This window comes from Paraburkholderia sp. FW306-2-2C-D06C (assembly GCF_058781505.1).
In genome coordinates this window covers 18,938-32,214 of sequence record NZ_JBYSWU010000010.1, presented here as the reverse complement: position 1 = coordinate 32,214, position 13,277 = coordinate 18,938, and the positions used below count along the sequence as shown (strand labels likewise).

Annotated in this window: 11 protein-coding genes and 1 pseudogene; 2 read left to right on the top strand and 10 right to left on the bottom strand. The window is 64.4% G+C overall.

From position 1 onward, the window contains the following. Window positions 1–120 precede the first annotated feature (120 nt). A complete protein-coding gene (locus AC3WLT_RS09900; RefSeq protein WP_492591702.1) occupies window positions 121–1,134 on the top strand; it encodes a substrate-binding domain-containing protein in 1,014 nt (337 codons plus the stop codon). 51 nt (window positions 1,135–1,185) lie between these two features. On the opposite strand, the gene AC3WLT_RS09895 is transcribed toward AC3WLT_RS09900, so the two are convergent. Continuing rightward, window positions 1,186–2,148 carry a substrate-binding domain-containing protein gene (locus tag AC3WLT_RS09895; RefSeq protein ID WP_492591701.1) on the bottom strand — a complete coding sequence of 321 codons (963 nt, stop codon included), beginning with the start codon at window positions 2,146–2,148 and terminating at the stop codon, window positions 1,186–1,188. Between the two features lie 98 nt (window positions 2,149–2,246). After that, window positions 2,247–3,596 carry a protein kinase gene (locus AC3WLT_RS09890; RefSeq protein ID WP_492591821.1) on the bottom strand — a complete coding sequence of 450 codons (1,350 nt, stop codon included), beginning with the start codon at window positions 3,594–3,596 and terminating at the stop codon, window positions 2,247–2,249. Between the two features lie 324 nt (window positions 3,597–3,920). Between AC3WLT_RS09890 and AC3WLT_RS09885 the strand changes: the two are divergent. Further along, window positions 3,921–4,415: pseudogene (locus AC3WLT_RS09885) on the top strand (methylated-DNA--[protein]-cysteine S-methyltransferase); the annotation flags it as partial. A gap of 170 nt (window positions 4,416–4,585) precedes the next feature. Here AC3WLT_RS09885 and AC3WLT_RS09880 read toward each other — a convergent pair. From AC3WLT_RS09880 to AC3WLT_RS09845, 8 genes are all read right to left on the bottom strand, one after another. Beyond that, window positions 4,586–5,071, bottom strand: coding sequence for a hypothetical protein (locus tag AC3WLT_RS09880; RefSeq protein ID WP_492591700.1), 486 nt, complete (start codon window positions 5,069–5,071; stop codon window positions 4,586–4,588). Between the two features lie 63 nt (window positions 5,072–5,134). Beyond that, window positions 5,135–5,701, bottom strand: coding sequence for a hypothetical protein (locus tag AC3WLT_RS09875; protein ID WP_492591699.1), 567 nt, complete (start codon window positions 5,699–5,701; stop codon window positions 5,135–5,137). Next, the gene (locus tag AC3WLT_RS09870) at window positions 5,698–5,838 is read right to left on the bottom strand and encodes a hypothetical protein (protein ID WP_492591698.1); all 141 of its coding nucleotides are present in this window, start codon (window positions 5,836–5,838) and stop codon (window positions 5,698–5,700) included. The genes AC3WLT_RS09875 and AC3WLT_RS09870 overlap by 4 nt, the downstream gene beginning before the upstream one ends. Beyond that, window positions 5,839–6,213, bottom strand: a complete 375-nt coding sequence (gene tssJ / locus AC3WLT_RS09865) for a type VI secretion system lipoprotein TssJ (RefSeq protein WP_492591697.1) — start codon at window positions 6,211–6,213, stop codon at window positions 5,839–5,841. Then, complete coding sequence (gene tssF / locus AC3WLT_RS09860) at window positions 6,213–8,075, bottom strand: type VI secretion system baseplate subunit TssF (RefSeq protein WP_492591696.1); 1,863 nt, start codon at window positions 8,073–8,075, stop codon at window positions 6,213–6,215. Before tssF ends, tssJ begins: the two co-directional genes overlap by 1 nt. Beyond that, window positions 8,072–11,707, bottom strand: a complete 3,636-nt coding sequence (locus AC3WLT_RS09855) for an ImcF-related family protein (protein ID WP_492591695.1) — start codon at window positions 11,705–11,707, stop codon at window positions 8,072–8,074. The genes tssF and AC3WLT_RS09855 overlap by 4 nt, the downstream gene beginning before the upstream one ends. Further along, window positions 11,673–12,995 carry a hypothetical protein gene (locus tag AC3WLT_RS09850; protein ID WP_492591694.1) on the bottom strand — a complete coding sequence of 441 codons (1,323 nt, stop codon included), beginning with the start codon at window positions 12,993–12,995 and terminating at the stop codon, window positions 11,673–11,675. The genes AC3WLT_RS09855 and AC3WLT_RS09850 overlap by 35 nt, the downstream gene beginning before the upstream one ends. After that, window positions 12,995–13,261 carry a PAAR domain-containing protein gene (locus AC3WLT_RS09845; RefSeq protein ID WP_492591693.1) on the bottom strand — a complete coding sequence of 89 codons (267 nt, stop codon included), beginning with the start codon at window positions 13,259–13,261 and terminating at the stop codon, window positions 12,995–12,997. Before AC3WLT_RS09845 ends, AC3WLT_RS09850 begins: the two co-directional genes overlap by 1 nt. Between the last annotated feature and the right edge of the window lie 16 nt (window positions 13,262–13,277).

Sequence of the window (13,277 nt, the reverse complement as noted above, 5' to 3'; positions counted from 1 at the left end):
TGGAAGTCAAACGTTTGCGCGATCCATGTAACATGCCGTGTGTTTCGGCACGGGGCGGCCTGCCAGGCCTTGCTGGCAGCCGGAAACGCGGGGTCACGGGGGTGTCACGGGGGTGTCACGGTGAAGGTGAATTTAAAAACGCTATCCAGCTCGCTCGGTCTTTCGCGCACCACCGTCAGCCGGGCGCTGAACGGCTACGACGATGTCAGCGAAGCGACCCGCGAACGGGTCAGAAAGGCCGCCGAAGAGCTGGGCTATCACGCGGACCCGACGGCGCGCCGCCTCGCAACCGGCCGCGCGGAGGCCGTGGGCATCATCTATCCGTTTGGGGCGGGCGATCTCGGCGATCCCCGGTTTGGCGAAGTGGTCGCCGGCATGACGGAAAGTCTTGGCGCGAAGGGGCTCGATCTCTTCATCATCTCCGCACGGCCGAATGCGGAACTCGAGACGTACCGGCGCCTCGTCGAGGGCAAGCTGGTGGACGGCCTGATCGTGGCGCGCACGCTGATGGACGATCCGCGCATCCGCTTCCTCCAGGAACAGAATTTCCCGTTTATCGCGTACGGCCGCACCAACAGCCCGGTGCCCTACGGATGGTTCGACTTCGACAATGAAGCGGGCGCCCGTGCGGCGACCCAACGCCTGATCGATTTCGGGCACCGCAGAATCGCCATGGTCAGCGCGCCGCAGATCATCAGCTTTGCAGCGCAACGGCGCGCCGGTTTCCTGAGCGCGTTGCGCGGCGCGAATATCGAGCCGGAGGCCTCGCTGATCGTCGAATGCCCGTTTGACAGGACGGGAGGCTACGAAGCAACGCGCGCACTGCTGAGCCGCGCCGATCCGCCGTCAGCCGTGCTGATCGACAACAACATTGCGGGCACGGGTGCATTCCGCGCCATTGCCGACAGCGGCAGACAGATCGGCACGGACATCTCCCTGATCGTCTACGACGGCGTGCCGCCCGACGTTGCTTTCCCGTACACGGTGACCTCCGTCGTGCAGCCTACCGGGCATGCGTCGGGCAAGGTCATCGCCGAGCTGATCATGAGCGCGATTGCCGACAGGGAGCATTGCGAGCAGCGCCTCGCGCAACCCTTGATCGAGCCGGGCGACACAGACGGCCCGCCCCGCTGACAGCGCGAGTCGACCCACGACGCGACTGCAATCACTGCAATCAAAAGGCGCTCAAAGGTTCTCTTTGGTGACCAGTTGCAGCGGCGTTTCGATGAAGCGCGACAACTCGCTTTGTTTTTTCCCTTCGGCGATGGCCTTGAGCGCGACGTCGATGCCGAACACGGCCTGCCTGTCGGCGAACTGGTTCATCGTCGCGAGCACCCGGCCGTCGGCGAGCAGCGGTTTGACGGCGTCGATATTGTTGTAACCGGTGACGTAGACGCTGCCGGTTCTGCCCGCATCGCGCACGGCCTCGACCGCGCCTATCGCCATGTTGTCGTTGCCGCACAGCAGCGCGCGGAGCCGCGGATGTTCGCTCAACATCCTGGATGCCGCTGCTTTGCCTTTGCCGGTGTCCCAGTCGCCGGAACGGATGGCGACGATCTTCATGCCTGCCGCGCGCATCGCCTCTTTGCTGCCTGCTGTGCGCTGCTGCGCGTTGCGGTCGGCGGAAATGCCTTCGATGATCCCGACCTCGTCGCCCGCCTTGAGTCTGCGGGCCAGATAGTTTCCCACCTCCAACGCGCCTTTCCGGTTGTTCGGACCGACGAACGGCACGGAGATGCCCGCGGCATCCTGGGACGCTTCATCGAGTGAGTTGTCGATGGTGACCATGATGATGCCCGCTTTGACGCCCTGCGCGACGACGGGCGTCAGCGCTTTCGAATCAGTCGGTGCGATCACGATCGCGTTCATCCTGGCACGGATCATTTCGTCGACGATGCGGATCTGGGCTGACGTATCGGTTTCCGCTGCGGTTCCTCGAACCGTCAGATCGAACTGCGATGCGAAGTGCTTCTGGTAATTCTGCGCGGCGCGCGCCATCGCCACGGCGTACGGGTCAGCGAGAGACTTCAACACGAGCGCAACCGTCAACTTGCCGCCCTGCATCGCATCGGCGCGAGCCGCGCCTGCCAGGCCGGCCGCTGCAAGCGTGCCGGCAACCAGCACACGGCGGCGCATCCTCTGAGTCATGGGTTCTCTTTCCTCCTTGCCGAGGCGTGCGAACGATCGCCGCGCCTTCACATAAAAACTCCGCGTTATTGTACTGACTCAACTGAAGGAGCCATGCACTACAGCGTTTCGGTAGCACCCGCCAGTGCCGACAGACTGGAGGCGATCTCATCGAACAACGGCCGGCTGCCCACGTCCTCACCCAGGCACTCCGCCTTCAGCGTCTCGAGCTTCGATACGATGCCCTGCGCCTCCTCCCGCAAATCGCATCGATCGATCAATTCCTCGAGCAGACAGCCATACGCCCGCACTTCCAGCCGCTGAAGCGCAAGCCCAAGCGCCCGATCTTCAGGCGCATGGAAAGAGGCCGCGCCAAAATCGCCCAGCAATGCCCGGCCTTGCCCGCCATGCAGAACATTGTGGGCATACAGGTCTCCGTGCATGACGCCTTGCCGATGCAAGTGACAAGCTGCCGAAGCGATGCCATGTGCGATGCGTAACGCGGAAGTCAGATCGAAACGGGTGTCGGGACCGTAGACGTCGCGCGTACACGATTCCAGACTCGGCGGCCCGGCAAGGTTGCTGTATTGCGGATCGATCAATTCCATGACGAGCCCGTGCGCGCCCGCCGGATGGTCCTTCACCTTGCCCACCACCGGAATCAGATTCGGATGATCGCCGGCGCGGATGCAAGCCGCCATCTCGCAGTCCGGCAAACCATCGCTCGTCACCGCGCCTTTGAACAACTTGACGGCCACGGGTCGGGACGCGTCCCTCGCCGTCCGCAGAAGCGACGCACGGTAGATGACGCCGGAAGCGCCCTCGCCCAGTGGGTCCTCGAGCCTCAAGGTGTCCCAGTGAATATCGGCGATCGGCGTGCCGGTCAGCGCCGCGGTCTCCCGCGCTGCGCCGAAAGGATTGCCGGCATACGCGAGCCAGGAAAGCCGCGGCAGACGCAGCAGCCACGCGGGCAACTCGCTCAGCTGGTTGGCCGCGAGGCGCAGGAGTTCGAGCCGCGTGCAGGCGGCCAGCGTCTCGGGTAAGGTCTGCAACCGGTTGCCGGCAAGCATCAGCTTCTGTAGCTGCGTACAGTTGCCGATTTCGGCGGGCAGCGCTTCGATCTCGTTGTCGGTCAGGATCAGCCAGCGCAGTTGAGCGGGAAGCGATCTGCCGGACACCTCGCGTAGGCGGTTTGCCTTGAAGCCGATCATGCTCAATTGCGCGCATTGCCCGAGGACTTCCGGCAGTTCGGTGAACAGGTTGTCGGAGGCGAAGACGATGCGCAGCTTGCTCAGTCGCGGCAAATCCGCGGGCAGCGTCGAGAGCGCATTGCCGGACAGGTCGAGGATTTCCAGCGTGTCGGACAGATCGAAAATCTCGCGTGGAAATTCGGTCAGTCCGCAAGCCAGTTTGAGTCGCCTGGTACCCGCCAGTTGGCCGGCCCGCAGTTGTTCAAGTGTGGTTGTCACAATCGTAGAGAAGATATCCGGGTTGCCGGTGGGCATCGTGCCCTGGGTATCGATTCTAATCTGCGGCGCGCGCGGCCATGGCGACAACGCGAGGTGGCCAGCCGAGGTGACCAGGATCCGCTGGTCACCTCGGCTGGTCACCTCGCGTTAGTATCCGGACACGCGCTGAAGACAGACGCGAAGAATTGAATAGCAAGATCCGGAGCGCCTCCAGACAATCCGCAGGTTAAGTTATCGGCTATCGGCGCTATTCCATGGCGGGTTCACGAACCCGCGTGGGCGGCCCCGCCATCTGTGCCGCTAACCCGCCAGGAGTTGAGCAAAATGATCTACGCGTACAAGTTGATGGACTCGCCCGTCGGCAAGCTGAAGCTCGTTGCAAAAGGCGACCGGTTGACCGCGATTTTGTGGGAGAACGACAAGCCGAACCGGGTGCGTCTGCACGAGATGGTCGAAGCAGACGATCGTCCGATCCTGATCGACGCCGAGCGGCAACTGAACGAATATTTCGCCGGCACGAGAAACCAGTTCGACCTGGCACTCGATTTTGAAGGGACCGGTTTCCAGAAGAAGGTTTGGGACGCGTTGTTGACGATTCCGTTCGGCGAAACGCGCAGCTATAAGGACATCGCCGCGCAGATCGGGGACCTCAAAGCCGTGCGGGCGGTCGGTGCGGCAAACGGCAAAAATCCGCTCTCCATCGTCGCGCCCTGCCATCGCGTGATCGGCGCTTCCGGCGATCTGACGGGTTTCGCCGGCGGGTTGGCGACCAAGCAATTTCTGCTGTCGCTCGAATCCGCAAATGCGCCCATTTCTTCGCTAACCTGAACAGCCCGCGCGGTGCCGACGCCATGCGACGCAATTAACACCTCAGCGCCTCGTTTACAACCTCTTCCAGCCCCAGAAACAAAAATGCCGTTCGGCTCTTAACTGAACGGCATTAGGCGCTATGCGCCCTTGTCAGACGGTACAGAAAACGGTCGTTTTGTTTACGGCTTTGCCAGTTCGGCAAGGCAGGCTTTTTTAACCTCCTGCAACGAGGAGTCACGGACCTTGGTTAAGGCCACCTTGGCGCGCTTGATGTAGGCGGGAATGTCTTTCACTGTATCTTCGATGAAGGGCGCAGAGCAAACGCGACTAACCCCCAGCACCGGCCCATTGTTCGGATCGATGGCCAACAGAACAGCCTTGGCATTTTTGGGGAGCGCGTAGGCCAATCCAATTCCGAGGTCTTCCGAATTTCCGCCGTCCGTCCCTTCTGCCAGCTTTGGCACAAGCGCGACCCATGCAGCATTCCCCGAGTCGATATGGGTAAGAACGCTGTCCCATTCTGACTCTGACATTTTATTTACCGTCGCCTTCGCGCCTTCATCGTCAATTTGTTTGGCTAAGGCGGAAGGATTTAACGGTGCGCTTGCATTTGCCGTCGAGCAAGCCAAGGCGAGTACAAGGGCGAAACCGGATGCGCGTTTCATTGAATAACCTCTAACCGACGATCACGTGCTTCATGATGTCTTTCTGGATTAGCGTCACGGGCCTCACTCCGGCTGGCGCAGGTTGCACATGACCAGTGTGTTGAGCATCAGCGAGATCTGTTGCAGATCGAATGCGTAATCCTGCAGTTGCGTATCGCTGGGCGCCGGCCCGCCATGCGCGGCATCGCCACGCTCCGACGCGGCCAGCAGCAGTGCGTCGGTTGCAATCGACACGTAACCCGCTGCCGCATTCGCACTGTCCGCAAGCATCAGTGCGCGAAGCGCCGGCGACGTAACGGCAGGGATGGTGCCGATCTGCCGCGTCGCGCGGTCAAGATACCGCCCCGCCAGCCAGACGTGGTAGAGCGGCCTGCGAACGGTCGCGATGGCATCGGGCATCGCTGCGGCGTTCTCCCGCTCAAAGGCAGCGGCATCCCGCACTGGCACCCTGGGCAGTTTCGCCGTGAGCGTGAGCACGGCTTTCGCGATGTCGGTCGGACCGGTGGCCCGGAGGTGCTGACACAGGCGAGTCCCGTCATCGGGTGCGCCTGCTGTCTGTCCCATGGCCGCCACTGCTGCCTGCGCAGCCAGCAGCGCAACGGCCACGATGCGTAGGTACGGGATGTTCATCGGTGCTCCGAATCGATTTCCAGATTGCGGTCTGCCGCCACCAGCCTCACCGGGTCGGTCTTCTTCCACTGCGATTTCGGCACCAGCACGGACCATTCGGCGTTGGCGGTGTCACGGAAGAACGCCGCCACGCCCACTTAGTTCGCCTCGTCGCCGATGGGTTCGGATATCTTCCGCGTCTGGTCCGGCCCCAGCGTGATGTCCTTGCGCCAGACGGTCGCAGCCTTGAGCGCATCGTTACCATCGAGCAGTTGCGCGTAGGTCGCCGTCACAAAGGGCCGGTCATCCCTGAGCTGCCAGATGCGCAGCACGACCGGCAGCGACGCGCCGCGCGCGTCCTGGTTCAGCGCGCTGCGCGCCGTGACGACGAGATTCATCTGCTTGACCTTCGTCTCGAATACCGCCCGCGTGGCATCCAGGGTTCCGTCCTTCACCGACTGCCACATACCGCACGCAGAAAGCGCCAGCACGAGGCCAATGCCGACCGTGCATCGCATGATCCATGTTGTCATCAGAAAGGCGCCCCCTCGTGCTCCATGCGTGGATACACCGTCTCCTTGCCGTCGACGCTCAGCACCAGCCGCATCGAATGGTGGAAGCTCGCGTAACGGCCCACGAAGCGGCTGAGCACATCGCCGAACAGCATTGCGTCGCCCGGCCCGTCAAATGCCGTCGCATCGAGCTGGACGTGCACGCGAATCTCACGATGCACATACGCCCGCTCCACCGTCCGATGCTCGGCCAGCCGCACGTGTTCGATCGCATCGATGCGCCGCTCGATCGCGTCGTCAGCCGCCCAGTCGTAGAGCTCGAGTACCTCGCGCAGCGCTGGCGCACCGGCCATCCGGATCGAGTTCAGTTCGTTCGCACCGCCTGCCGTAAAGTGGCCCAGCACACGCCAGTCGTATTCCGGGTGGTAGCGCGGCGGATAGAGCGGCAGGGTGGGACCCGTCAGGTTGCGCACGGATGCGATGCCGGTGAAGCCCGACACCGTTTCGGTGATCGTCGCCTCGGCGAGCGCCATGCGCGGCAGGCGGCCATTGTTCGCGAGCGCACGCACCGTCAGGTAGCGATCCGGCTCGGCAGCCCCGTCCTCCGTGGCGTCGTAATCCACGCCTCGCTGCTCCCACAGCTGGCCCGCCAGCGTCACCCAGAGTTCCCGCCCCAGCGCGCCGAAGCGCATCGAGTTATGGAAATACCGCTCCGGCTTCTCATAGCGCAGCGTCCAGCCGCGATGCCGGAAACTCGTGAATGCGCGGTAGGCATGGCGAGCGCTGTCCTCCGGATCGGCGGCGGTCACCGCGAGCACGTCATACGGCTCGACATGACCGGCCACGCCGGGCTGCGCGCGGATGCAGTGCTCCCGGTCATGCCAGTCCGTGGGCTGCAGCGGCAGCGCGTCCACTTCGAACAGGTTGATCACGGGCGTGCAGAAAAGACGGAAGCTCTCGCGGCTGACCGGATGATCGCCCGGCACCCGCCCATCCAGTTCGATCTCGAAGGTCATCTGCGATTCACCCGCCGGCAGCACCGAGGCATCGAAGCCGCACAGGTCGACGAAATGGCATTTCTGCGGGAACACGAAATATTCCAGCAGCGTCTGCTCGCGGTCCAGGCTCCGGTCACGCTCGGGTTCCATGACCCGCCACAGCCGCGTCGACTGCCCGAAGCCCGCCGCCTCAAAGCGCACATCTTCGAGCGGCTGCAGCGCGCCATTGCGCATCGACGGCAGGCGCAGGCTGATTGACGCGACCTGGTGCGTGAGCGCCGCATACAGCGCGGCCGCAGCGGGCCGGTCGCCGTGCAGATACAGGCGGATGCGCGACAGGTCCGTGCGCTCGCGTTGTTCGGCCAGCCAGAGCCTGAGCGTGAGACGGATGACCGTGCGCCCGTCGGCGCGTACTGCGACCACCGCATCCTCCACCGAGAGCGGCAGCAGCTGGACTGCCTGCGTCGTCCGGTAGAGACACCGCACCTCGTCGGGACCGACCGGCGCCGAGCGCACCACGGCGCCTGCGGGGATCTGTGCGCCGGTCGTGGCCGCGCTGCTGATGGGCAGGCATTCGATGATCGAAAGGGAGGGAATCGCTCGCCCCGCATGTTCGTACAGGTTGTCGACCAGCGGCTCGGTGATCTCCGGCCCACCGTCGTCGAGCTTCATGCGCAGGCGCGCCGCAAGCAGCGCGAAGCCCTCGAAGGTCGCACGAACGCTATCGCCCACATCGCCATAGAGCATCCCCATGCGGCGCACGGCGTCGGGATGGGCCTTTGCAAACTCGCCGCCTGCGGCGCGCAGATAGCGCATTTCCTCATCGAAATATTTGAGGAACGGATTCTCGTGCCCGAGCGGGAACTTCTTCCACGGTGCCGTCATGGCTGTATCTCCGGTGGCAACGGTGGCAGGGATGGCAGTCCGGACAGCACGCCCGCGCGCCCCGTCACGAAGATGCGCTGCGGCATCCGGAAGCCGCGCAGCTTCAGCAGGTCCAGCGGCCCGGCCCCCGCCTGCACGCGCAGCACGTAGTGCAGCGGCGCCACCGTGTCGCCATTCGTGTCGCCGGTCGTGGCGGAGGCTGCCTTCGTATCGTTGCTGGCCGCGCCGCCATTCCAGACCAGTTCATAGCGCGTATCGTCGAGCGGCTTCACCTGGACTTTCTCCAGCATCCGCAGGAACGCCCAGTCGCCCGTGGCATCGAATGCGACACGCAACCCGGCGTTCAGGGTCTGCCAGGTCAGCGACGCATGACCGTTCAGACCATTGCCTGGCCACGCAAGCGGCGTCCAGGTGTCCTGCTGGTTGAAGTAGACGACCTGACGTCCGTCCACCGTCATTTCCGTGCGAGTCACGTCCGACGTCGGCAGCGGCATCATCTCGAAGTGATAGCCGGCTTCGCCCTGCGCATAGAGGTGCGCACCCATCGGCCCGATGAGCCGCAGCATGGCAAGGAACTTCGGATCGAACTGCAGCGACTGCGGTGCGAGTTCGTTCGGCACCCACTGGTCGCCCTGACGCTTGAGCACGCCGGACAGCTCGCTTTCGATGAAGCGGTTGACCAGCCCCGTGTCGGGCCGCACATAACGACCGAACTCGGCGAAGGACGCGTCAGCCGTCGTCGGCGAAAACGGATACCGTGAGGCGAACAACGACTGGAAGGGTGCCGCCACGCCCGCGCGCCACGCATCGTTCAGGCTGGCAGCGGCGGGCTGGAGGACGGCCTGCCAGGCTGCGTCGAGCGGCTGCACGAACAGGGTCTGTCCGAAACCCGCCCACTGTGCGCCCAGGCTTGCAGCGGTCAGCGCCGCGTCGTCACGTGCCTGCGACAGATCCGAAAGCTTGCCCTGGAACACCGCCTGCGCGAGGGCGCGCGCCATCGACTGCGCGTCCGGACTGGACTGGATCTGCCGCAGCTTCAGACGCACGGTCGTATCGGCAGTCAGCACACGTGAAAGGCTGACGCCGTTGAGCGCGGCGGCATTCGCCGGATTGCCATTGCCCGCCTTGCTGCTGCCCGCAGCCGGGTTTGCGTCACCGAGCAGCGCCAGCAGCGGGCCGAACGACTTGTCCAGCGGGTTGACCGCAAGCGTCTGGGCCGGGTCACTGTCGCCGCCCCCGAGCAGCCCCTGCGCCTTGCGCACCAGCGTGTCGGTCAGTGCCTGTGAGGGGCGGCCTGCCTCGCCCTGGTACTGAACGGACTTCATGACCGCCAGCAGCGGCGAAGTCTGCGCATCGGTCAGGCGCGTAAGCTGGTCGATCACGCCGGAGAAACTGGTCGCCGGAATCCACTGGAAGCTGTTGAGCATGCTCGCCCAGGCGGCTGTGTAACCGGTGAAGTAACGTGTGCGCAACCGCTCCCTGAGATCGTCGATGTCGTGCTGCGTATCGAGGGCGGCATGCGCTGCACCGATCGCCCCTTGAACCGTGGTCGCGTTCACCTGTACAGCCGGTCCGTCATCGCTCAGCACCCAGTCACCTTCGACGTGCCGCGCCTTCGCGGCGTCATCGATGGCATGCTCGATGACGCCTTCCCACGCAGCACGGGTGAAGATGCCCGGCACCGTCTGCGTGGTCGTGAAAAGACCATGCGCATCAGCACCGGCGAGCAGCGTGGCCAGCGACACGTCTGCGTATTTGCCGCGCGCCGCATCGAGAACCCGCTGGTACAGCACATCGTCGCTGCCCGCCAGCCCGATCTGATTAACGAGCGTCGAACGCATCTGGGTGACAAGCGGCATCGATGCGTTGATCCGCCAGGCAGGATGCGCCTTGAGGTGGCCGGCCCAGAAGCCCGCCAGTTGCTGCGAAGTGTCGAGCCACTCCCCGGCGCGCATGCCGGCGGGCGCGGGCCACACATCCAGCAGCTGGGTCTTGAGAAAAGGCGCTTCGGCTCGCCATGGGGCAGCCAGCATCAGGTACGCCTTGAGGCGGTTGTAGGCCTGCTGCTGCGCGTCGTGGCTCTGCTGTTCGTCGGCGCGAACCTGCGAGAGCTGGGCGAGCTGGCCTTCCAGCGCCTGCACGACCGGTTGCCGCAGGTTACGTGCGGCCACAGTCTGGTACGGCTGCCGCAACGTATCGAGCAGTTCATCATTGCGCGACAGGCCCGCACGCAGGTACCACGGCACACCGCGCTGCTGGCGGTATTCGAGCACGTCGATCTGTTTCTGCAGCACGAGCTGCGCGCGCAGGGCCTGCGGTGAGCCGGGCGTGGCGGCAAGCGCCGCACCGGCTGCCGTTTGTGCGTCCTGAACCAGGGCGCGGTTGCCGAGGCCGGAGTTCACCAGCATCGCTGTCCACCCGATCGCCGTAACCAGGGCGCACACCGCAAGCACATTTGGCCAGTAAAGACCCATCCGGCGGCCACGATAATGGAGAGCGGCTGCCGCAATCTTCTGCCAGACAGGCAGCAGTGCGGGTGGCTGTTCACGCGCGACCACGTTCAGCGCCGCCGCCGGGGCAGGCTGGCCCTGTGTCTCATCCCCGCTGGCGACCGGCACCGGCACGGTGGGCGCGCCCGGAAAGACCGGCGCGAACATGACGCCCGCCAGCGGTGCGCGCAGCCAGTTCGACGAAGCGAGCGAGCGCACGCTCACGGTCATCCGTTCGCAATGGTCGCCAACGTACTTCGAGATTTCCAGCAGCCAGGTCATCCAGTGTGGCTCACCGCACTGGCGCACGCCCGCGTCCGCCGTCCTCTGTTCCAGCTCGTTCAGCATGTCCGGCAGCATGGCTGCGGTAGCCTGCGCCTCCTCGCGCGAACCGTCCGGCATGAATGCGCCAACCGGTCCGAAACGTTCGGACTGGCGGCCTTTCGCCGCGACCGGATGCAGAAAGGCAATGGGTGCAGCCCAGCCCAGCGCGGTAGCAATTCCCGAGAGCGTGCGCGGCAGATCGGGATCGGGATCGTCAGCGCGGGCAACCTGCACCAGGCCATCGACCGGGCGGCGGCGGCGCAGCTGCCGGATCTGGCCCAGCCACTTCGCCGCTTCGATCCCGTCCGGCGACGCATGGACCAGAACGGTTTCGCCCACGTGCATGACGCCCGCCTGTTTCAGACCGGGCGCGACCTGATCGACGCGTTCGTCCGTGCCGTTCACCAGCAGCCAGCGCAGGCGGCGGCGCCAGAACCAGCCATGCGAGATGCGCAGCTCCTCGTACATGCGCTGCAGCCGCGCGTCGCGCCTGAGCGGTTTCGCGGCCTTCGTACGGTCGCCGGTTTCCCTGCGAAACAACCGCCCGGCGAATGCGTAGGCACCCGTGGCAATCAGGATGAGGTGGACAGTTACCAACAGTACCAAGGTGACGAGTATCGCAATCACCGCCCACATACGCGCCTCGCCGGGCGGCAGCCGCACCAGGTCGCCCCGGATCGACACAATGCCAATCGCGAGAAGGGCCAGGACCAGCAGCACGACCGGCAGCCCCCATATCGCAAGACGGCTGGATGAACCGGATTCCGCCGGGGTTGTAGTGGGCTCAAGCGAGCGCAGGGTGAGCCTGGGATCTGTCATCTGAAACCGTATGGTTATCTGTTTGATTATTCGCTGTCACGGATGTCACGCGCAGGATCGCGGACTGTACGCCGTCGATGATGAGTTGCGGGCCATCTGCCGCGCCTGATTCAATGGCCGCTGCAACGGACAGCCAGCCGCTTGCGTCCCCCAGGTCACCGACGATGAGATCCGCCCGCCGCTGGGCGCTGTCTTTCGCAATCGTGTCCATATGGGCCGCACGCAGTGCCTTGCTGCATCCTTCGCCGGCGCGTGTAATCCACGCGCGCACAATGGATGCAAAGTCAGCCTTTCCCCAGATCGCGGCGTTGGCAAAACCGTATTCGACTTCGGTTGCGACGCCTGCGACCGGCCTGTGCAGCAATGCAGCCACATGCACGGATTCGGGCAACCGGAAGAAGCCCGGCGCGAGTAACACGGCGACGCAACCTTCGGCGCTCCCTTCGGGTGGGCCGTCTTCATGCCAGGCTGTCGCAACCACGAGCAGTGGACGCTGCTCCCTGGCATCGAGCCATGCATCGGCCACCAGCAACCCGTCCGATGTGGATGTGGCCTGCACAGTGAGGGGTGGCAGGCCCGCAATACGCAGGGCATCGCCGACCTGCGCCACGTAGGCCTGCTCCTTGCCGGGCGCGGCCAGCACGCGAACCTGCGGCCACCAGACACGCTCGTAGCGCGTGAATGCGCGCAGGTTCTCTGCAAGCGGCTCAAGCGCCTCGGCAATCTTGAGAGTAAGCAGCGAAACCTGCTTCGTCGCCTTTTCTGCAGCAATCTCCCCTTCGCTGCCCTCAAGAGGATCGCCGATACCGGGTTCGTCGACCATCCAGTCTGCATCCTCAAAGCGGGCGTGCCCGACGAGACCCGAGCCTGCGCGTGGCACCTGTGAAGCGGGCAGACGCGCACCGGCAGCGATCGCGCTGGAAAGCGACTGGCCGCCAAGCGGCAGACAGTATCCGATGCCGAGCACCTGCAAGGGTTTCCGGGCCTCGTGCAGGCGCTCCGCCAGCCATCCGCCGCGATGCTGGTTGCGGTAGTACGCCCGGTACCAGAACCCTTCGTACCCAGCACGCTCGATGCCGAAAAGGATCAGAAACACACCGTTGGGTACCGCAACGAAGCAGAACCAGAACCATGCGCCACTCGCAGGCTGCCCCTTCGGCCAAAGCAGTAGCGCAATGGTCGCGCCGAACACGTTGCAGCCAAGCCAGATGCAGAACCACCACGGCCAGAACCGGGGACGGCGCGGATAGGCGCTGGGGCGCCCCGCTGGAGAAAGGTCGACCGGCATTACGCGATGTTGACGTTCTGCAGCGACGAAATCAGCCTGCAACCGCATACACAACGATGGTCATGCATTGCAAACCATTTGCCGTCACGATCGGGAAAGCTGGCGAGCCCCTCGTCAATGGAGGTCGGTCCGTGCAGGTCACAGATCGCCTCGTCGCCCTTGCGGGCAAGCGGCCTGCCCATGAATTCGGCCCAGGGAGAACCACCGGTGACTTCGCCACCGTGTTCGAGTTTGTCGCCTTTGCGGCTGGGGGACTTTGCATTCATGTCACTGGGCCTGAAT

Bases quoted from the DNA above. Each gene is read 5' to 3' on its own strand.
- AC3WLT_RS09895 (WP_492591701.1), bottom strand. From the start codon at position 2,148: ATGACTCAGAGGATGCGCCGCCGTGTGCTGGTTGCCGGCACGCTTGCA.
- AC3WLT_RS09880 (WP_492591700.1), bottom strand. From the start codon at position 5,071: ATGAAACGCGCATCCGGTTTCGCCCTTGTACTCGCCTTGGCTTGCTCG.
- AC3WLT_RS09875 (WP_492591699.1), bottom strand. From the start codon at position 5,701: ATGAACATCCCGTACCTACGCATCGTGGCCGTTGCGCTGCTGGCTGCG.
- tssJ (WP_492591697.1), bottom strand. From the start codon at position 6,213: ATGACAACATGGATCATGCGATGCACGGTCGGCATTGGCCTCGTGCTG.
- tssF (WP_492591696.1), bottom strand. From the start codon at position 8,075: ATGACGGCACCGTGGAAGAAGTTCCCGCTCGGGCACGAGAATCCGTTC.
- AC3WLT_RS09855 (WP_492591695.1), bottom strand. From the start codon at position 11,707: ATGACAGATCCCAGGCTCACCCTGCGCTCGCTTGAGCCCACTACAACC.
- AC3WLT_RS09850 (WP_492591694.1), bottom strand. From the start codon at position 12,995: ATGCCGGTCGACCTTTCTCCAGCGGGGCGCCCCAGCGCCTATCCGCGC.
- AC3WLT_RS09845 (WP_492591693.1), bottom strand. From the start codon at position 13,261: ATGAATGCAAAGTCCCCCAGCCGCAAAGGCGACAAACTCGAACACGGT.